Origin of the sequence: Gluconacetobacter azotocaptans, from assembly GCF_014174355.1 — a bacterium.
GTDB lineage: Bacteria > Pseudomonadota > Alphaproteobacteria > Acetobacterales > Acetobacteraceae > Gluconacetobacter > Gluconacetobacter azotocaptans.
In genome coordinates this window covers 37,749-55,832 of the sequence record NZ_JABEQF010000015.1, presented here as the reverse complement: position 1 = coordinate 55,832, position 18,084 = coordinate 37,749, and the positions used below count along the sequence as shown (strand labels likewise).

Genomic DNA, 18,084 nt, shown 5'->3' with positions numbered 1-18,084 from the left:
GTATAATCGTCAACGAAACAACATTCCCTTCGCGCACAGGGGACGTCGTCCTTGACCCACCAAAGGGCATATCCCTTTGGAAACTCAGGACTTCACAAAACGAACGGGATGCAAGGGCCAAGGCCCTTGCCGGGCTCGGGCAGAGCCCTACCTTCCTTTGCCCCGCCCTGCCACGACAGTTGCATATTTTTCTTGAGGTGTGAGCGTCGAACTGCGGCTTGATGAGCGCGCCGGAAGACGGACCATGCGAGGACGTGAGCGGACAGGATCTGGCGTGGAGCGAGCTTTATGGCGAGGCGTCGGATTTCATGAATTGACCACCGCATACGGAATGTCGAATACGCTACGAGCGGCGGACGTTTCGACGTTCAGGATGCCGGTTGCGCCGAGGCATCGATGGCGACGGTCGCTTCGCTGGTCAGGACGCGGAAGACGAAGCTTTCCTGAAGATACAACTCGACCGCATCGGCCGTGTGGCTCAGATATCCGATCGAAAAATCCTGCCCGATGTCGAGGGCCAGGTCACCACCGCGCATGGAGACGACGAACGCGCCTTCGATCGCTGGCGCCCAGACGAGCTTACCGTCGATCATGCTTTCGATGTGCTTGCGTACGGGATATCCGTCATCGTCACCGCTGCTGATGGCGAGGAATGCCTGCGCGCCCAGAACGATCGAATAAGGACCGTTCACACCCGCGAGGCGCAGAGAGTTGAGCGCCTCGGCAATGACCTGAGGGTAGTCCTGGACGGACGCGGGAAGCTTCAGATGGGCGTTGGAGGTGCCTGCACGAATACCCTGGATGCCCGCAGCGGCGTAACCATCGAATATGGCGCGGTCTTCCGCGAAAGCAATTTTCTTTGCGGCGTCCTTCACCGGTTGCCAGTCCGAGTCCTGCGAGCCACGCTCCACGGCGTCAATTTCTTCACGCGACAAGGTGAATGGAACCCGCAATTCGACCAACGGCAGAATCTCGCGTTTTACGGCACGAACACCGTCGTTCGGTGCCTCGATCGCGGTGCCGCGGCCCGTCCCGACGCCGGCGAGCGACAGGCCGTGAGGTTTGGATGTATCGACAACACGCCTCCCGGCGAGGTGCCGTCGCAGGGTGCGCGACGCTTCCTCCTCGATCTGATCCCAGGCGGTGCTGGAAACGGGCGCGAGATGGCGGTGAAGATTGTTCATATCACGGTTCCTCTTTCAGTGAGCCTATGCCTAGGGACGTGTCGGACTGACGTGGCTTTGCCGGGGGCGCTCCGGGTGCCGGCGCACTGCCGGCGTCCTCGGCGGAAGATGCAAGTGGCGCGAGGTCAGGCGCACTGTCGAGGAAATCGGATGTGGGGATGAAGAACAGTGCGCCGGTGACCGCAGTGCTGACGTCCAGAATCCGGTCGTAATTGCCCGGCGGCTTTCCGACAAACATGTTCTGCAGCATCTGTTCGGTGCGGGCAGGTGAACGGGCATAGCCGATGAAATACGTCCCGAACTCCCCCTTGCCGACCTCGCCGAACGGCATGTTGTCGCGGACGATCTGGAGTTGTTCGCCGTTTTCCTCGATCGTGGTCAACACATTATGGGCATAGCTGGGCTTGGCCGCGTCGGCGAGTTCGATGTCCGACAGTTTCTTCCGGCCGATGATGTTCTCCTGCACCTCGGTCGGCGTGGCATTCCATTTTTTCAGGTCATGGAGATATTTCTGGATGATGACGTAGCTGCCTCCAGCGAAGTCGGGATCCTCATTGCCTACGATCGTTGAGTCGATCGCCGCTTGGCCGGTCGGGTTTTCGGTCCCGTCGACGAAGCCGAGCAGGTCCCGTTCGTCGAAATATTTGAAGCCGTGAACCTCATCGACGATCGTTGCCGCGCCCTCGAGCCTCGAGACGATCAAGGCCGCGAGTTCGAAGCAGAGATCCATGCGCGCGGCGCGGATGTGAAAGAGCAGATCGCCCGGAGTTGACGGCGCGAAGTGCACCCCATGAATCTCTTGAAATGGGTGAAGATCCTTCGGCCGCGGCGTGCCGAAGAGAAGATCCCACGCGACTGACCCGATTCCGGTAACGCACGTCAAGCGCCCATCGGGAATGCGGAAACCGACGCCGCGCAGCAGGGACGAGAGATCCCCGAGCAGATCGCGTACCTGAGCGCCAACCGCAGTAGAAGCCCCGTCGGTGAAGGTTGCAACCAGAAAAACCGCCGCCTGGGTCAGTTTGGTATCGACGGCTTGAGGTGTGGCCAACGGACAGATGCTCCCCCTTGTACGATTCCCGCATTCCGATAATGGATTGTGAGCATAAATCGTGGATTGACGGTGACAAGACGCTACGAGAATTAAAATAATTCAATTAAGTGAAATCTCGATTCCATTATAACTAAACTGCATAACGGCACAAATAGAAGGTCTTGGACGAAGACTGCCCGGCCTCTCTTCGGGTTTTGGCTGCTTTCCTATTTTTCCCGATAGCGGACCGGCAGCCCCATCCCAATCAGCCGTGTTTGCAAACGGCATAAACAGCATTGCCTTCACGCACAGGGGACGTCGCCCTTGACCCACCAAAGAGCATATCCCGACCTTCCTTTGCCCCGCCCTACGCCCGCGGCACGTTGCGTTCCAGTTCGGTCAGCCAGATCCGGGCGTTACCATCCGACGGCGCACGCCAGTCGCCGCGGGGCGACAGCGCGCCGCCGGCCACAACCTTCGGCCCGTTCGGCACCGCCGAGCGCTTGAACTGACTGAAGCCGAAGAAGCGCGCCAGGAACACCCCCAGCCAGTGACGGATGGTCGGCAGGTCGTAGGCCATGCGCCGGTCTGCGGGGAAGCCCGGCGGCCAGGCGCCGACGGCCGCGTCCTTCCAGGCGATTTCGGCCATGAAGGCGATGCGCGAGGGGCGGAAGCCGTAGCGCAGGACATAGAACAGCGTGAAATCCTGCAAGGCGTAGGGGCCGATCCGGGCCTCGGTGCTCTGCAACGCCTGGTCTTCGCCCGCCGGGACCAGTTCGGGCGAAATCTCGGTCGCCAGGATGGCGGTCAGGATGTCGCAGGCCGCGTCGTCCACCCGGCGCGCGGAAATGACCCAGCGGATCAGATGCTGGATCAGCGTCTTGGGCAGGCCGGCATTGACGTTGTAATGCGACATCTGGTCGCCGACGCCATAGGTGCACCAGCCCAGCGCCAGTTCCGACAGGTCGCCGGTACCGATCACGAGGCCGCCGTGCTGGTTGGCCAGCCGGAACAGGAAATCGGTCCGCAGGCCGGCCTGCACGTTCTCGAACGTCACGTCGTACTGCGCGGCGCCGCTGGCGAAGGGGTGACCCATTTCCTGCAACATCAGGCGCGCGGTGGGGCGGATATCCAGTTCCGTCGCCGATACGCCCAGCGCGCGCATCAGGGCCATGGCGTTGGACTGCGTGCCGGCGCTGGTGCCGAATCCCGGCATGGTGTAGCCCAGCACCGCGTCCCGCCCCAGGCCCAACTCGTCGGCCGCGCGGACGGCCACCAGCAGCGCCTGCGTCGAATCCAGCCCGCCGGACACGCCGATCACCATCCGGCGCGCGCCCGTTTCGGCCAGCCGCTGCTTGAGCGCCGAAACCTGGATCGTCCATGCCTCGTAGCAATCCTGTTCCAGCCGCGCGGGGTCGGCGGGCACGAAGGGAAAGCGTTCGATGCGCCGCCGCAGGCCCAGGTCGCCCGGCGGCGGCGACAGCGCGAAGCCGATCCGCCGCCAGCCCCCGTCCGGCCCTACGTCCTTCGACCGGGCGACCCGGTTGTCGGCGAAGGTACCCATCCGCGCGCGGTCCTGCCGCAGCAGGTCGAGGTCGATATCCGCCACCGCCCGGTGGGGGCCCTGGGGAAAGCGCACGGTCTCGGCCAGCAGTTCGCCGTTCTCGAAGATCGACACCTGGCCGTCCCACGCCACGTCGGTCGTCGATTCGCCCTCGCCGGCGGCGGCATAGACATAGGCGCACAGGCAGCGCGCCGATTGCGACCGGCAGAGCAGGTGCCGCGTATCGGCCTTGCCCACCGTGATATCGCTGGCGGAGAGGTTGGCGATGACCATCGCCCCCGCCAGGGTCGCATCGGTACTGGGGGGGGCGGGCACCCACAAATCCTCGCAGATCTCCACCCCGATCACCAGGCCGGGCACGTCCTCGGCCTCGAACAGCAGGTCGGTGCCGAACGGGGCGGTCTGGCCGGCGACGTGGATCATCCCGCCCCGCTGCCCGACGCCCGAGGTAAAATGACGCGCCTCGTAGAATTCGCGGTAATTGGGCAGGTAGCTCTTGGGCACCACGCCCAGCACGGTGCCGCGATGCAGCACGACGGCGCAATTGTACAGCGAATCGCCATGGCGCAGCGGCGCGCCCGCCACCACCACCGGCGTCAGATCCGCCGTGATCTCGGCCAGGCGGGCCAGTGCGCGCCCGACCTCGTCCAGCAGAACGTCCTGCTGGCGCAGGTCCTCGATGGCGTATCCGGATACACCCAGTTCGGGAAACACCGCCAGCGCCACGCCGTCGGTATGGCAGGCATGCACCATGTCCCCCATCCGCGCGACGTTGGTCTGCGGATCGGCCAGCGCCACCGGCAGGGTGCAGCCCGCGACCCGCGCGAAGCCATGACGGTAGAGGGACCGGAAATCGGACACGATACGCCACTCGCCTGTTGTTTCTGGGGACGGGACCCTTCGATGACATGACCCGCCCGGACAGCGGAAGCAACCCTGCGGGCCGCCGCGCATTGAAACTGTGATCGCCGGGCACCCCTTGTCGCGGCGGGGCGACCGCGCGCGCGGTACGCAATTCGGAAGGATTATCCCATGGACCTGTTACGCTGGACGCTGATCTTCCTCGTCCTTGCGCTGGTCGCGGCCGTATTCGGCTTCGGCGGCGTCGCCGCGGACTTTGCCTATATCGGCAAGATCCTGTTCTTCATTTTCTTGGTGCTGTTCATCGTGAGCCTGTTCTTCGGTCGCGGCCGAGGACGAACATTGTGACCGCCAGCAGCATCAACGCGTAAATCCCGCCCAGCGCGGTCATGGACAGCGGCAGCGCATCTAACAGATAGGCCGGCGCGTCGCAGGGCTTGGCCGGGCGGGCGGGCATGGCGGCCAGCCGCTCGGCGAAGGTGCCGCCATGGAAGACCGGGGCCTGGCATTCCGCCAGCGGGCTGGGCCACCAGCCCTGTTCCACCCCCACATGCACGCCCGACAGCACGCACGCCGCCAGCAGCACGGGCACGCACAGGCGCAGCGGCCACCGCCGCGCCGGCGGAAACGCCGCCGCCAGCAGGCCCAGCACCAGCAGCAGGCGGTAGGGCCAGCGCTCCCACAGGCACAGGCCGCAGGGCACCATCCCCAGCACATGTTCGGCCCATTCGGCCACGCCCAGCGCCAGTGCGCCGCCGCCGGCGAGAACCAGCCCCGGGCCGGCCCCCATTGCCGCCCGGCCGCGCATTCTGGACCTGCGACGCCTCATGCCGCGGGCGTCGGGGGGGCCCGGGGGGCCTCGTCCAGGGCCAGGAGGAAATCGCGGGCCCAGCTTCCGGCCGTGGTCCGGCGGACCTCGGCATCCAGCTTGCTCCACCGGGCCTTGCGTTCGTCCAGCCCCATCGTCAGCGCCTGGTGCAGGGCGTCCGCGATCTCGTCCGCGTCATAGGGGTTGACCAGGACGGCCTCGTCCAGTTCGGGGGCGGCGCCCGCGAAATGCGACAGGACCAGCACGCCGGGCGATTCGGCGTCCTGGGCCGCGATATATTCCTTCGCCACCAGGTTCATGCCGTCGCGCAGGGGCGTGATCAGCGCGACATCGGCCATACGGTAGAACCCCGCCAGGATATCGCGGGCGATCGGCCGGGTGATGTAGCGGATGGGCGTCCAGTCGAATTCGGCATAGGCCCCGTTGATCCGCCCCGTCAGCTCGTCAAGCTGCCGGCGCAGCACGCGATATTCCTCGACATCGCCGCGCGACACCGGGGCCACCTGCAAAAAGGTGACCTTGCCGCGATGTTCGGGATAGCGCGCGATCAGCGCCTCGTACCCCCGGAACCGTTCCGGCAGCCCCTTCGAATAATCCAGCCGGTCCACCCCCAGCACCAGGGCCGCGCCCCGCAGGCTGGCGTGCAGACGCTCGGCCTCGCCACTGTCGGCGCCGGTTTCGGCCTGGGCGCGGAATTCGTGCGGGTCGATGCCGATCGGGAAGGCCCGCGCCCGTTCCGTCAGCCCGTTCACGCGAAAGGACTGGTTCAGATTGTCCGCGTCCTCGTCGGTCTGCACGCCGATCAGGTCGTAGGCCTGCAGATCCTCCAGCAGCAGTTCCGCGCCCGGCAGCGACCGCACCAGGCTCCAGGGCGGGACGGGGATGTGCAGGAAGAAGCCGATGCGCGTCGTCACCCCCAGGTCGCGCAGCGCCTGCCCTAGCGGGAACAGGTGATAGTCATGGACCCAGATCACGTCGTCCGGCTTCAGCAGCGGCACCAGCGTGCGCGCGAACAGGGCGTTGACCTCCAGATAGGTCTGCCAGTCGCGGCGGGAATAGTTCATCAGCCCCACGCGGTAGTGGAACAGCGGCCAGAGAATGCCGTTGGAAAAATTCTGGTAGAATCCCTCGTGCTGGCTCTCGGTCAGGTCGATGGTGGCGTAGGTCACGCCCTCGACGGTATCGATGCTGGGTTCCGGGTCGCCGTCGCCCTCGGCCTGATTGCCGGACCAGCCGAACCACATCGACGACCCGCCCCGCACGGCGTCCCGCAGCCCAACGGCCAGGCCACCGGCCGGTTGCGTGCGCTCGCGCGGCGAGGGCACGCGGTTGGATACGATGATCAGACGCCCCATACGTCGTCTCCTCCTGCCGCGAGGGTTGCCAGCCAGGCCCGGAAGGCGGCCGGGTCGGGAAAATCCATCGGAATGCGGAAACCGGCACCCCCCAGCGCCACGGCGGCGCGGATCCCGTCCTCGTCCGTGATGTCGTCGCCGACGAAGATGGGGTGCCGCCCGGCGAAGGGCGGCGACTGCATCAGGGCCGCCACCGCATGGCCCTTGTCCACGCCCTCGGGGCGGATTTCCCACGCCATCTTCGCCGCCTGGATGTGAAAGACGCCCCCGCTGGCCTCGACCCAGCCCTGCGCCGCGTCCAGCAGCGCGTCTGCGGCCTCGGGCGCCGCGCGGTAATGCAGCACGAAGCCCGCCACCTTGCGTTCGATCCGCACGCCAGGATAGCCGGCCGCCAGGGTCTCGGCCCGATGCAGCCATTCAGGGGGGACCGCGGGCAGGTCGGCGCGCACGACCGGCCCGTCCGGCCGGTGTCGCACGGCAATCCCGTGCTCGCCCGCCACGGCGAAGGGCACGTCGCCCAGGAAATGGTCGATCTGGTCGACCCCCCGGCCCGAGATCACGGCCAGCGCGTCGCCGCACTTGGTGCGCAGCCGCCGCAGGACGTCCAGCAGGCCGGCCGTCACCACCACCGATTCCGGGGTGGGCGCGATATCCACCAGCGTCCCGTCGAAATCCAGCAGCAGCGCCGCTTCGCCGGGCGGCGGCATGAACCGGCCGGCCGGACCGGCATATTCTGTCGGGGTCGTGGCCATTCTCACCTCCTTGAAGTCGATCGGCGCAGGCTGCCCGCGCCGCGCGCGGGCTCGCCCCTTAAGGGGGCAAAAGCGACTGGGGCTGTCCCGGTTGCGCCTGATCCGGACGGGAATATCCGGGCGGCACCGGCGGAGAGGCCGCCGTGGGCGCCTGTCCGGCCGGCGGAAGAGGCTCCGGCAACAGCGACAGCGGCGCCGACCCACCCCCGTCCGTCATGGTCGGCACGGGCGGCGGCAAGGGAACATGCTGGCCCGCAACGCTCCCGGATGCAACCGGCGACGTCAACGGCATGGGCGACGAGGCGGGCGCCTGCGACGAAGGGGCCCGCGCTTGCTGTGCTGGCGGCATGGGCGCAGAGGGTACCGGCGGGGGCGATACCGGCGTCCCGGGCGCGGAGCCCGTGGCCGGCCCCACCGATGCGGTCCCCGGGGGCGTTGCCCCGGGTGCCGGGGTGCCGCCCGGCACTCCCCCGTCGGGCGGCGCGCCGGATTCAGCCTCGGGCGCGGTCAGCGGCGGCGGCACCGGGGCGACCATGTCGCCCGCACAGCCCAGCATCCGCACGTCATACAGCGGGTTTTCAAACACGCCCACGAACGGTTCGCCCGACAGCATCCAGCCGTCGAATCCGGCCCCGCCCAGATGGGTGTCACGCACCGACAGCCATCCGGCCGCATCCGGGACCAGGCCGGCCGGCCGGTCACGGCAGGCGCCGACATGGATCGACAGCGCCTTGAACGTCGCGTCCTGCCCGACCGGAACCGTCAGGATCTGGACGCGGGAGTCCAGCCGGTCCAGCACGCGCAGCGTCGCGACCGATCGTCCCTGCCAGGTGTCGGCGGGATAGACCGGCGGCGGCGTCACGATCTCGGCGGCCCGGGCCGGGGACAGCGGAAGGGCGGCGACGGACAGAAGAGCGGGCAGGGTCAGGGCCGCGTGCCGCATCGCGCGGCGCGTCACGATTTCGGGCTTCGCAATGCGGCCGCGACCTCCATGATGACGCGCTTCATTTCCGCCTCGTCGACGCCGATCAGCACCGCGTCCTCGAACGTGTCGCGCATGACGTCGCACAATTCGGCGTAATTCTCGGTCAGGACCCGGATCTTGTCCTGGCAGGAGACCGGGCTGCCGTCCGCCTGCCGCCAGATTGCGGGCGCGGCCGGAAGGGAGTCGCTCATGGCTGGCCGCCCGTGGGTGCGGCCGGCGGCTGGCCCTGCTGACCCTGGCCCTGGTTGGCGCGCTGCTGGTTCGCCCGGGTCATCGAATCGGTGACCGAGAAGATGAAGCGGCTGAGCAATTGCTCCAGGCTGATCGACCCCTGGGTTTCGGTGATCGTCGCCCCTGGATGCAGCATCGCATCGTTCCCGCCCGGCGACAGGGCGATATATTTGCCGCCCAACAGGCTGTCGCTGGTGATGATTGCGGCACTGTCGGTCGGCAGACGGATATCCGGCCGTACGGTGAAGGTCACGTTGGCCTTGAAGCTGGCGGGATCGACCTGTTCGTCCACCACCTGCCCGACCGTGACGCCCGCCAGACGCACGTCCGAACCCACCGACAACCCGTCGACATGCGCGAAGGAGGCGGCCAGCCGGTACCCGCTTTCGTGGCGGTGGCCCTTGTCGATCACGGCATAGGTCAGCAATCCGCCCAGCACCGCCAGAACCGCGCACCCCGCGGCGAGTTCGGCCGGGTTCCGGCCCCTTCTGACTGGAACCGCAGTTACCATGATGTATCGCTTCCCTTGTGACGGCTGGCTAACCCTAACAGGTTACGCCCACCGTTTCACCCTTCGGGAAACCAGGCGTCGTAATCGCTGGTCGAGGGCGCGCGCCGGCCGCCCCGATAATCGCTGCCGGGGGGGCGATAGGCCTCGGCCGTGCCGGTCCGATTCGGCTGGTACGGCGTCTGCCACGGCTGGCGGGCGCTTTCGGGCAGCGGGGCGGCATCGACGTGATGCAGCCAGCCCCACCATTCGGGCGGCACCGCCGATGCGTCCTCGCCCTTGTGGTAGATCACCCAGCGTTCGTGCCGGGTCAGACCGCCGCCGGTACGGTTGGCGGTCCGCGATTCATAATAGCAACGACCGTCGGCATCCTTGCCGACCAGACGGCCCTTGAATTTGGTGTAGATCCGGGTGCCGAGATTTGCCATGGCCCGAGACTAGCCCCGTTCTCCGCCGCCGGTCCATCCCGCGCGGACGGGCCGCCACCTCACATATCCGGGATCGGGCCGCCCCTTCTCCCGCCTATGTCCCGATGGGCCACTTATCCCCCATATCCACAATATACAGTGGTCTGTATACACGCGGACCTACCATATCCGGCTTTCGCGCCGCGACGAAGCGCGCCTAGACTGGCAGCCATGACAGCCCGAAGCCATTGGAACGGCATACGCATGCGTACCACGCAGGCCGCCGCGGATCCGGACGACGCCACGCGCGCCGTCACCCTGCCCGTCGATTGGGACGACGAGGCCGCGGCCGCCCTGGCGCGCATGACGCCGGGCCACGGCGCGGTGCGCCTGGCGACCGAGGCCGCGCGCTGGGTCGACGATCTGGCGGCCGGCCCCCATGCGGCGCAGGCGCGGTCGCTGTCGTGCCTGCTGATGCTGCGCCAGGCCGCGCCGGGCGAGTCGCTGTGGAGCGGCCAGTATGACCGCCGTCCGGGCTTCATCGTGAACCTGGCCGGCTTCGTGCAGCCGGGGGCGGGCTTCGTCGCCGATGATTTCGTGGCCGCCCTGCGGCTTGTGTGCATGATGCTGCGCGACGCGGCCGACCGGAAGGCCGCGTGGCGCAACGGCGAACTGCCCTTCCCCGAGCCCGCCCCCCGCAAGGGACGCAAGGTCCGGCCGATCGAGGACGACGCCCCGCTGCTGCGGCAGGTGACAGTGTCGGGCGACCTGCTGCTGACCAATCTGGACGCCTGCCTGGCGGCGATGGGGCTGGATTACGACAGCGACACCGGCAGGGACGCCGCGTGCGACCTGGCGTCGCTGGCGACGCTGGTGGCGCATGCCGGCGGCGGGCCGGACGCGCTGCTGCTGCCGCCCGCGCGCAGCGTCGTGCCCGGCCTGGCCGAGACCGCCCGCGCCGTCTGGCGCGAGGCGGCAGTGGAAACCGACGCGCCGCTGCCGCGAATCGAAACCGGATTTTCCACCCCCGGCCCCATCGACGCGCTGCTGGGGGTCGAGGCCTGCGGCCTGGCCCCCATCTTCTCGCCCCTGCGGCCCGACGGGCGGCTGGCCGCCAGCACCCTGGCCCGTCTGGCGCATCGGGGCCTGTCGCCCGAGGCCGCCTTCGCCGCCGCCCTGGCGGGCGAGACCGTGCTGTCGCTGCCGGATGCGCGGGCGCATCAGGCCATGCACCGGGCGCTGGCCGGCTTCGTCGACCGGATGCCCGCCCGCCCCGACCCGGCGGGCGTGCCGCTGCGCTCGCGCCTGGCGTGGGAACGCGGGGTGCGGCGGCAACTGCCGGCCCGCCATGGCGGCTTCACCCAGAAGGCCAGCGTCGGCGGCCACCGGCTGTTCCTGCGCACCGGCGAATACGAGGACGGGACGCTGGGCGAGGTCGCGCTGACCCCGGCGCGCGAAAGCCCGATGACCCGCGGCCTGATGGACATGCTGGGCCAGGCCGTCAGCATCGGCCTGCAGTACGGCGCGCCGCTCGAAGCCTATGTCGACGCCTTCGCCTATACCCGTTTCGGCCCCGCCGGCACGGTGGAGGGCGATCCGGTGGCCGCCTATGCCACATCCCTGCTGGACTATGCGTTCCGGGCGTTGTCCGATGCGTATCTGGGCCGCAGGCTGCCGGACGCGCCGCACCAGGATGACATGGAAGACGCCCCGTCCCCCATGTTGCCGCTCGATTTCCCCGACGGTTCCGCCGGGGCACCACCACGACGGGCGGGCCGGCTGCGGCTGGTCGGCTGATACCGCCCCATTGACACAGGAGTACCTCGGATGACCGACAGCACCCCCGAAGCCCGCCTGGCCCAGCACGGCATCATCCTGCCGACCCCGGCGGTGCCCGTCGCCAATTACGTCGCCACCGTCCTGACCGGGTCCACGCTGGTCGTCTCGGGCCAGTTGCCGCTGGTCGACGGCAAGCTGTTCGCCAGCGGCAAGCTGGGCGAGGACGTCGCCGTCGAAATCGGCGTCGAGGCCGCGCGCTACTGCATGATCAACGTCATCGCCCAGGTGCGCGCCGCGATCGGCGACCTGTCACGGGTGAAGCGCGTGGTGCGGCTGGGCGGGTTCATTTCCTGCGTGCCTGCCTTCACCCAGCATGCGGCGGTCATGAACGGCGCGTCGGACCTCGCGGTCATGGTGTTCGGCGACGCCGGGCGGCATGCGCGCTCGACCGTCGGCGTTCCGTCGCTGCCGCTGGACGCGGCGGTCGAGGTCGAAGGCCTGTTCGAGATCGGCTGACCCGGGGGCGCCGCGCATGTACGCCCATTCCCTCTGGCATGGGGCCGCCCGCGCCCCCATGTCCGGATCATGAGCGCCCTGACACTGAGCCTGCATCGCGCCATCGCCGAGATCCCGGCGGCGGCGTGGGACGCCTGCGCGGGAACGGACAATCCGTTCGTCGGGCACGCCTTCCTGTCGGCGCTGGAAGACAGCGGCTCGGCGGGGCCGCGCACCGGCTGGCTGCCGCAGCACGCCACCATCCGCGATGGCGAAGGGCGCATCGTCGCGGTGGCGCCCACCTATGCCAAGGCGCATTCCTACGGCGAATATGTCTTCGACCACAGTTGGGCGCGCGCGCTGGAACAGGCCGGCGGCGAGTACTATCCGAAATTGCAGGTCGCGGTGCCGTTTTCCCCGGTGCCGGGGCCGCGCCTGCTGCTCCACCCCGACGCCGAAGACCCAGCCGCCCTGCGCAGCACGCTGATCGGCGCGCTGCGCCAGGCCTGCGGCGAACTGGGTCTGTCGTCGGTCCACGCCACCTTCTGCATCGAGGAAGAATATGAGGCGTTCGGCGCGGCGGGATGGCAGCAGCGCCTGGGCGTGCAGTTCCATTGGGACAATCGCGGCTACGCCGGCTTCGACGATTTCCTGGGCGCCCTGTCGTCACGCAAGCGCAAGATCATCAAGCGCGAACGCCGGGACGCCAACCAGTGCGGCCTGACCTTCCGCACCCTGCGCGGCGCCGAAATCACGCCCGATCTGTGGGGCCATTTCTACCGGTTCTATACCTCGACCGTGGACCGCAAATGGGGCAGTGCCTATCTGACGCCCGATTTCTTCCCGCTGCTGTCCGACCGGCTGGGCGACCGGGTGGTGCTGATGCTGGCCGAACAGGACGGCGCGCCGGTGGCGGGCGCCCTGAACCTGATGGGCGCCGACACGCTGTACGGCCGCAACTGGGGCTGCGACGGCGAATGGCCGTTCCTGCATTTCGAGCTGTGCTATTACCGCGCCATCGATTTCGCCATCGCCCACGGGCTGAAGCGGGTCGAGGCCGGAGCGCAGGGCCACCACAAGATCCAGCGCGGCTATCGCCCCTGCCCCACCTATTCGGCCCACTGGATCCAGCATCCCGGCCTGCGCCGCGCGGTCGCCGATTTCGTGGCCGAGGAACGTACTCACATGCTGTCGGAAATCGCCGAGCTGGACGCGCAATCGCCCTATCGCGAGGACGACGCGGTGTGAGAAGGCAAGGGCGTTGCCCTTGACCCACCAAAGGGCTTAGCCCTTTGGAAACCCCAGACTTTTAAAACGAATGGGATGCAAGGGCCGAGGCCCTTGCCGGGTTCGGGCAGAGCCCGACCTTCCCTTCGGGTCAGGCCTGCGCCGCGATGGCCTTGCGCAGGTTGGTGTCCAGCGCCGCCAGGAAGTCCTGCGTCGTCAGCCATTTGGCATCCGGACCGATCAGCGCCGCAAGGTCCTTGGTCATCTGGCCGGATTCGACCGTCTGGATACACACTTTTTCCAGCGTCTCGGCAAAATGCGTGACATCGGGCGTGTTGTCGAAGCGGCCGCGATAGGCCAGTCCGCGCGTCCAGGCGAAGATCGAGGCGATCGGGTTGGTGCTGGTCGCCCGGCCCTTCTGATGTTCGCGATAATGGCGGGTCACCGTGCCGTGGGCGGCCTCGGATTCCACCACGTCGCCCGTCGGGTTCAGCAGCACCGACGTCATCAGGCCCAGGCTGCCGAAGCCCTGCGCCACGATGTCGCTTTCGACGTCGCCGTCATAGTTCTTGCACGCCCAGACGTAGCCGCCGCTCCATTTCAGGGCCGAGGCCACCATGTCGTCGATCAGGCGATGTTCGTAGGTCAGGCCCAGCCGGTCGAAATCGGCCTTGAACTCGGCCTCGTAGACCTCCTGGAACACGTCCTTGAACATGCCGTCATAGGCCTTGAGGATGGTGTTCTTGGTCGACAGATAGACCGGCAGCTTGCGGTCGCGCCCATAGGTCAGCGACGCGCGGGCGAAGCCTTCGATCGACGCGCGGGTGTTGTGCATGCCCAGCGCCACGCCCGGGCCCTTGAAATCGTGCACTTCCAGTTCCAGGGGCGCGCTGCCATCCGCCGGCGTGTACAGCAGGGACACCTTGCCGGGGCCGGGGATCTTGGTTTCCGCCGCGCGGTAGATGTCGCCATAGGCATGGCGGCCGATCACGATCGGCTGCGTCCAGTGCGGGACCAGGCGCGGCACGTTGGCGCACACGATGGGTTCGCGGAAGATGGTGCCGTCCAGGATGTTGCGGATGGTGCCGTTGGGCGAGCGCCACATCTTCTTCAGGCCGAATTCCGCCACCCGGGCTTCGTCGGGCGTGATGGTCGCGCATTTGACGCCCACCCGGTAGGTCTTGATGGCCTCGGCGGCCTCGACCGTCACGCGGTCGTCGGTCGCATCGCGGTGTTCGATCCCGAGGTCGTAATATTTCAGGTCGATGTCCAGGTACGGAAGGATCAGCTTCTCCTTGATGAAGCTCCAGATGATCCGGGTCATCTCGTCGCCGTCGAGTTCGACCACCGGCTCCTTGACTTTGATTTTCGCCATTGTCCAATTCCACCTGTTTGTTCTTGCCGGCACGATGAATGCCGGACGTTTGTTGGCCCCACCTGGTCGCAGCGTTCCGGGGCAAGCCACCCAACGTGATTAGCCGCGCCAAACGGCGCTGCCTAGCGGCCTCGCGCCCCCGTTATGACATTTTACTTGCGAATGATTATCATTCACGTAAACTCGCGCCATGGTCCTTCCGATGGAGTCCCGGATGCAGCGTCATCTTTCGACCGGTCCCGCCCTGATCGCCGCCCTGCTGGCCCTTCACCGCCATCCTCCAACCCCCGTTCCGCCCCCTGCCGCCGACAAAGCCGGGCCTGAGGGGAACAGCGTGCGCGCCGCCATGGCGTTCCCCCTGCTGCCGTTTCCGAAACGCGGCGCGCGCCGCGTCGATCACGATCCCGTCAGGGCCGCCCTGCGCACGCACGGCGCCCGGTCGTCCTGATCCATATCATGGCGCGGCAGGCGGCATGCATGGTGCCGCTTTCCCATCGGTCCCCTGGAGATCCCACGATGCATGCGATGAGACTGAGCGCCCCGCACACGCCGCTGGAATGGGTGGAACTGCCCGATCGCGTTCCCGGCCCCGGCGAGATCCGGGTCCGGGTCGGTGCCTGTGGGGTCTGCCGCACCGACCTGCATGTCGTCGACGGCGACCTGCCGTTTCCCGGCCATCCGGTCATTCCGGGGCACGAGATCGTGGGCCGCATCGACATGCTGGGCCAGGGGGTGGAAGGGCTGGCGCTGGGCCAGCGGGTCGGCGTGCCGTGGCTGGGCCATACCTGCGGGGTCTGCCGCTATTGCCACGCGGGGCATGAGAATCTGTGCGACCATCCGCTGTTCACCGGCTACACCCGCGACGGCGGCTATGCCACCGCCGCCATCGCCGATGCGCGCTATGCATTCCCCCTGGGCGACGAGGGCGACGACGTGTCCCTGGCCCCCCTGCTGTGCGCGGGGCTGATCGGCTGGCGGTCGCTGGTGATGGCGGGGGACGACGCGCGGTCGGTCGGCCTGTACGGGTTCGGGGCCGCGGCGCACATCATCGCCCAGGTCGCGATCCGGCAGGGGCGGTCGGTCTACGGCTTCACCCGGCCGGGCGACGGCACGACGCAGGATTTCGCGCGGTCGCTGGGGGCGGTCTGGGCCGGCGGGTCGGACGAGCCCCCGCCCCAGCCCCTGGACGCCGCCATCATCTTCGCCCCCGTCGGCGCGCTGGTCCCCGCCGCGCTGCGGGCAGTGCGCAAGGGCGGCCGCGTGGTCTGCGCCGGCATCCACATGAGCGACATCCCCTCGTTCCCCTACGATCTGTTGTGGGAGGAACGGCAACTGGTGTCGGTCGCCAACCTGACGCGCCAGGACGGGATCGATTTCCTGTCTCTGGCGCCGAAGGCGGGCATCCGCACGCAGACCACGCGCTATGCCCTGCGCGACGCCAACCAGGCGCTGGCCGACCTGCGCGCCGGCCGGTTCGAGGGGGCGGCCGTGCTGGTTCCCTAAAACCGCTCATCGTCCATGCGGTCCGCTTTATTGCTGGCCTTTTTGGCTGCGTTTCTATAAGGAGCGCCCTCCCCCGCGTTGCGCGGATGCCATGCCCCGCGGGCCGCTGTCCCGCGCGCCCTGCCGGATGACCTGATCTATGCCGTTTCCCGAGACCCACCCCGCCCTTCGGCGCGCCCTCGACGCGCGCGGATACGACGAGCCCACACCCGTCCAGAAAGCCGTCCTGGACGTCGCGGCCGACGGGCGGGACCTGCTGGTATCGGCCCAGACCGGATCGGGCAAGACGGTGGCCTTCGGGCTGGCGCTGGCCGACACGCTGCTGGGCGGGGCCGAACGGATGGGCCCGGCCGGGGCGCCGCTGGCGGTGATCATCGCCCCCACCCGCGAACTGGCGATGCAGGTCCAGCGGGAGCTGACATGGCTGTACGCCCCCGCCGGCGCACGCATCGTGTCATGCATCGGCGGCATGGATGCCCGGCGCGAAGCCCGGGCCCTGCAGCTGGGGGCGCACATCGTCGTCGGGACGCCCGGCCGGCTGTGCGACCACCAGTCGCGCGGGCGCCTGGTAATGTCCGACCTGCGCGCCGTCGTGCTGGACGAGGCCGACGAGATGCTGGACCTGGGCTTCCGCGAGGAGCTGGAACAACTGCTGGACGCGATGCCCGACACACGGCGCACACTGCTGTTCTCGGCCACCATCGCCAAGGAAATCGCGACCCTGGCCCGCCGCTACCAGCGTGACGCGCTGCGCATCGACACCGTGACGGGCGCGCGCCAGCATGCCGACATCACCTATCGCGCCATGGTGACCGACCCGCGCGAGATCGTGCCCGCCGTCGTCAACGTGCTGCGCTATTCCGACAGCCCCACCGCCATGGTGTTCTGCGCCACGCGCGAACTGGTGCGCCACATGCAGGGCGCGCTGCTGGAACGCGGCTTTTCCTCGGTCGCCCTGTCGGGCGAACTGGGACAGAACGAACGCACCCGCGCCATCGACAGCCTGCGTACCGGGCAGGCGCGCGTCTGCGTCGCCACCGACGTGGCGGCCCGCGGCATCGACATCCCGGCCCTGAGCCTGGTGATCCACGCCAGCCTGCCCACCGACAGCGCCACCCTGCTGCATCGTTCGGGCCGGACGGGCCGCGCCGGGCGCAAGGGCGTGTGCGCCCTGATCGTGCCGGCGTCGATGCGCCGCCGGGCCGAACGGCTGCTGACGATGGCCAAGGTGTCGGCCGAATGGACCGGCGTGCCTACCGCCGAAGCCATCCGCGCCCAGGACGCCGAACGCCTGCTGACCGACCCCGCCCTGACCGAGGGCGCCGCCCCCGGTGACGAGGAGATGGTCGCCCGCCTGGCCGAAGGCCGCAGCGCCGAGCAGCTGGCCGCCGCCCTGCTGCAGATGTACCGCGCCCGCCTGCCGGACCCGGAAGACGTCCGCCCGGTCCGCGTCGAGGCCCCGCGCGCACCGCGTGCCGAGGGTGATTATGCCGCCCGCCGCGAACGCCCCGCGCGCGAGGACCACACGCCGCGCGGCGGCCTCGGCTCCTGGTTCTCGCTGAGCGTCGGACGCCAGGACAAGGCCGATCCGAAGTGGCTGGTGCCGCTGATCTGCCGCCTGGGCGGCGTGCGCAAGACCGATATCGGCGCCATCCGCATCGCCGACGACCACACGCTGTTCGAAATTTCGGAAGGCATGGCCGAGCGGTTTAACGCCTGTGTCGCCGCGACCGATGCGGACGAGGTACAGGTCAGCCCGGCGCAGGCCCCCGCCGGCGGCGGCGAGCGCACCGGCGAACGCGGGCGCGGTGGCTTCCGCGACCGCAAGCCCGGTGCCGGCAAGGGCGGTTATGCAGCGGGGCCGCGCACCGGCCGGCCGCCGGCCCGCAGCACGCCGTCGTCCCGCAAGCGCGCGCCCTCGCGCGCGTCCTGACCCCTCCCGGCCGAGGCAGGTCGGCTTTGCCCGAACCCGGCAAGGGCCTTGGCCCTTGCATTC

The 18,084-nt window shown here is 68.4% G+C and carries 18 protein-coding genes; 7 read left to right on the top strand and 11 right to left on the bottom strand.

Annotation, left to right across the window (positions count from 1 at the left end):
- Positions 1-368: 368 nt before the first annotated feature.
- The 3 genes from HLH34_RS15655 to HLH34_RS15645 all read right to left on the bottom strand — a co-directional run bounded on the left by HLH34_RS15655 (position 369) and on the right by HLH34_RS15645 (position 4,642).
- Complete coding sequence (locus tag HLH34_RS15655) at positions 369-1,184, bottom strand: family 1 encapsulin nanocompartment shell protein (protein WP_183120502.1); 816 nt, start codon at positions 1,182-1,184, stop codon at positions 369-371.
- 1 nt (position 1,185) lies between these two features.
- A complete protein-coding gene (locus HLH34_RS15650) occupies positions 1,186-2,235 on the bottom strand; it encodes a Dyp-type peroxidase (RefSeq protein WP_183120501.1) in 1,050 nt (349 codons plus the stop codon).
- A 349-nt stretch (positions 2,236-2,584) separates the two neighbouring features.
- Positions 2,585-4,642, bottom strand: a complete 2,058-nt coding sequence (locus tag HLH34_RS15645; RefSeq protein WP_264784162.1) for an NAD(+) synthase — start codon at positions 4,640-4,642, stop codon at positions 2,585-2,587.
- Positions 4,643-4,813: 171 nt separating this feature from the next.
- Here HLH34_RS15645 and HLH34_RS15640 point away from each other — a divergent pair, with 171 nt between their 5' ends.
- The gene (locus HLH34_RS15640; protein ID WP_183120499.1) at positions 4,814-4,990 is read left to right on the top strand and encodes a DUF1328 domain-containing protein; all 177 of its coding nucleotides are present in this window, start codon (positions 4,814-4,816) and stop codon (positions 4,988-4,990) included.
- Here the strand turns inward: HLH34_RS15640 and HLH34_RS15635 are convergent.
- Genes HLH34_RS15635 through HLH34_RS15605 form a run of 7 tightly spaced genes read right to left on the bottom strand, consistent with a single transcriptional unit; the run spans position 4,944 to position 9,730 of the window.
- A complete protein-coding gene (locus HLH34_RS15635) occupies positions 4,944-5,471 on the bottom strand; it encodes a disulfide bond formation protein B (protein WP_240162011.1) in 528 nt (175 codons plus the stop codon). The two genes, HLH34_RS15640 and HLH34_RS15635, sit on opposite strands and share 47 nt — an antisense overlap.
- Positions 5,468-6,826, bottom strand: a complete 1,359-nt coding sequence (locus HLH34_RS15630; RefSeq protein WP_183120498.1) for an alpha,alpha-trehalose-phosphate synthase (UDP-forming) — start codon at positions 6,824-6,826, stop codon at positions 5,468-5,470. Before HLH34_RS15630 ends, HLH34_RS15635 begins: the two co-directional genes overlap by 4 nt.
- Positions 6,814-7,578 (bottom strand): trehalose-phosphatase, encoded by a 765-nt coding sequence (gene otsB / locus HLH34_RS15625; protein ID WP_183120497.1) that lies wholly within the window; start codon positions 7,576-7,578, stop codon positions 6,814-6,816. The genes HLH34_RS15630 and otsB overlap by 13 nt, the downstream gene beginning before the upstream one ends.
- 58 nt (positions 7,579-7,636) lie before the next feature.
- The gene (locus tag HLH34_RS15620; protein WP_264784163.1) at positions 7,637-8,536 is read right to left on the bottom strand and encodes a DUF2155 domain-containing protein; all 900 of its coding nucleotides are present in this window, start codon (positions 8,534-8,536) and stop codon (positions 7,637-7,639) included.
- Positions 8,533-8,754: a hypothetical protein gene (locus HLH34_RS15615; RefSeq protein WP_183120496.1), complete on the bottom strand. Its 222-nt coding sequence runs from the start codon at positions 8,752-8,754 to the stop codon at positions 8,533-8,535. Before HLH34_RS15615 ends, HLH34_RS15620 begins: the two co-directional genes overlap by 4 nt.
- Complete coding sequence (gene mlaD, locus HLH34_RS15610; protein ID WP_183120495.1) at positions 8,751-9,305, bottom strand: outer membrane lipid asymmetry maintenance protein MlaD; 555 nt, start codon at positions 9,303-9,305, stop codon at positions 8,751-8,753. The genes HLH34_RS15615 and mlaD overlap by 4 nt, the downstream gene beginning before the upstream one ends.
- A 56-nt stretch (positions 9,306-9,361) precedes the next feature.
- On the bottom strand, positions 9,362-9,730 hold the full coding sequence (locus tag HLH34_RS15605; RefSeq protein ID WP_182943584.1) for an NADH-ubiquinone oxidoreductase subunit NDUFA12 family protein: 369 nt from the start codon (positions 9,728-9,730) through the stop codon (positions 9,362-9,364).
- A 210-nt stretch (positions 9,731-9,940) separates the two neighbouring features.
- Between HLH34_RS15605 and HLH34_RS15600 the strand changes: the two genes are divergently transcribed.
- The 3 genes from HLH34_RS15600 (at position 9,941) to HLH34_RS15590 (ending at position 13,231) form a co-directional block, all read left to right on the top strand.
- On the top strand, positions 9,941-11,506 hold the full coding sequence (locus HLH34_RS15600; RefSeq protein ID WP_183120494.1) for a TSCPD domain-containing protein: 1,566 nt from the start codon (positions 9,941-9,943) through the stop codon (positions 11,504-11,506).
- A gap of 30 nt (positions 11,507-11,536) precedes the next feature.
- On the top strand, positions 11,537-12,004 hold the full coding sequence (locus tag HLH34_RS15595) for a RidA family protein (RefSeq protein ID WP_183120493.1): 468 nt from the start codon (positions 11,537-11,539) through the stop codon (positions 12,002-12,004).
- A gap of 69 nt (positions 12,005-12,073) precedes the next feature.
- Positions 12,074-13,231 carry a GNAT family N-acetyltransferase gene (locus tag HLH34_RS15590; protein WP_183120492.1) on the top strand — a complete coding sequence of 386 codons (1,158 nt, stop codon included), beginning with the start codon at positions 12,074-12,076 and terminating at the stop codon, positions 13,229-13,231.
- Positions 13,232-13,361: 130 nt separating this feature from the next.
- Here the strand turns inward: HLH34_RS15590 and HLH34_RS15585 are convergent, their stop codons facing one another.
- Positions 13,362-14,585: an NADP-dependent isocitrate dehydrogenase gene (locus HLH34_RS15585; protein ID WP_183120491.1), complete on the bottom strand. Its 1,224-nt coding sequence runs from the start codon at positions 14,583-14,585 to the stop codon at positions 13,362-13,364.
- 214 nt (positions 14,586-14,799) lie between these two features.
- Between HLH34_RS15585 and HLH34_RS15580 the strand changes: the two genes are divergently transcribed.
- From HLH34_RS15580 to HLH34_RS15570, 3 genes are all read left to right on the top strand, one after another.
- On the top strand, positions 14,800-15,033 hold the full coding sequence (locus HLH34_RS15580) for a hypothetical protein (RefSeq protein WP_183120490.1): 234 nt from the start codon (positions 14,800-14,802) through the stop codon (positions 15,031-15,033).
- Between the two features lie 68 nt (positions 15,034-15,101).
- Complete coding sequence (locus HLH34_RS15575; protein ID WP_183120489.1) at positions 15,102-16,088, top strand: zinc-dependent alcohol dehydrogenase family protein; 987 nt, start codon at positions 15,102-15,104, stop codon at positions 16,086-16,088.
- A 139-nt stretch (positions 16,089-16,227) separates the two neighbouring features.
- Positions 16,228-18,021, top strand: coding sequence for a DEAD/DEAH box helicase (locus HLH34_RS15570; RefSeq protein WP_183120488.1), 1,794 nt, complete (start codon positions 16,228-16,230; stop codon positions 18,019-18,021).
- The last annotated feature ends 63 nt before the right edge of the window (positions 18,022-18,084 follow it).

Excerpts from the sequence above, each read along its gene's own strand:
- HLH34_RS15655 (WP_183120502.1), bottom strand. The coding sequence starts at position 1,184 with ATGAACAATCTTCACCGCCATCTCGCGCCCGTTTCCAGCACCGCCTGG.
- HLH34_RS15640 (WP_183120499.1), top strand. The coding sequence starts at position 4,814 with ATGGACCTGTTACGCTGGACGCTGATCTTCCTCGTCCTTGCGCTGGTC.
- HLH34_RS15635 (WP_240162011.1), bottom strand. The coding sequence starts at position 5,471 with ATGAGGCGTCGCAGGTCCAGAATGCGCGGCCGGGCGGCAATGGGGGCC.
- HLH34_RS15630 (WP_183120498.1), bottom strand. The coding sequence starts at position 6,826 with ATGGGGCGTCTGATCATCGTATCCAACCGCGTGCCCTCGCCGCGCGAG.
- otsB (WP_183120497.1), bottom strand. The coding sequence starts at position 7,578 with ATGGCCACGACCCCGACAGAATATGCCGGTCCGGCCGGCCGGTTCATG.
- HLH34_RS15615 (WP_183120496.1), bottom strand. The coding sequence starts at position 8,754 with ATGAGCGACTCCCTTCCGGCCGCGCCCGCAATCTGGCGGCAGGCGGAC.
- mlaD (WP_183120495.1), bottom strand. The coding sequence starts at position 9,305 with ATGGTAACTGCGGTTCCAGTCAGAAGGGGCCGGAACCCGGCCGAACTC.
- HLH34_RS15605 (WP_182943584.1), bottom strand. The coding sequence starts at position 9,730 with ATGGCAAATCTCGGCACCCGGATCTACACCAAATTCAAGGGCCGTCTG.
- HLH34_RS15600 (WP_183120494.1), top strand. The coding sequence starts at position 9,941 with ATGACAGCCCGAAGCCATTGGAACGGCATACGCATGCGTACCACGCAG.
- HLH34_RS15595 (WP_183120493.1), top strand. The coding sequence starts at position 11,537 with ATGACCGACAGCACCCCCGAAGCCCGCCTGGCCCAGCACGGCATCATC.
- HLH34_RS15590 (WP_183120492.1), top strand. The coding sequence starts at position 12,074 with ATGAGCGCCCTGACACTGAGCCTGCATCGCGCCATCGCCGAGATCCCG.
- HLH34_RS15585 (WP_183120491.1), bottom strand. The coding sequence starts at position 14,585 with ATGGCGAAAATCAAAGTCAAGGAGCCGGTGGTCGAACTCGACGGCGAC.
- HLH34_RS15580 (WP_183120490.1), top strand. The coding sequence starts at position 14,800 with ATGCAGCGTCATCTTTCGACCGGTCCCGCCCTGATCGCCGCCCTGCTG.
- HLH34_RS15575 (WP_183120489.1), top strand. The coding sequence starts at position 15,102 with ATGCATGCGATGAGACTGAGCGCCCCGCACACGCCGCTGGAATGGGTG.
- HLH34_RS15570 (WP_183120488.1), top strand. The coding sequence starts at position 16,228 with ATGCCGTTTCCCGAGACCCACCCCGCCCTTCGGCGCGCCCTCGACGCG.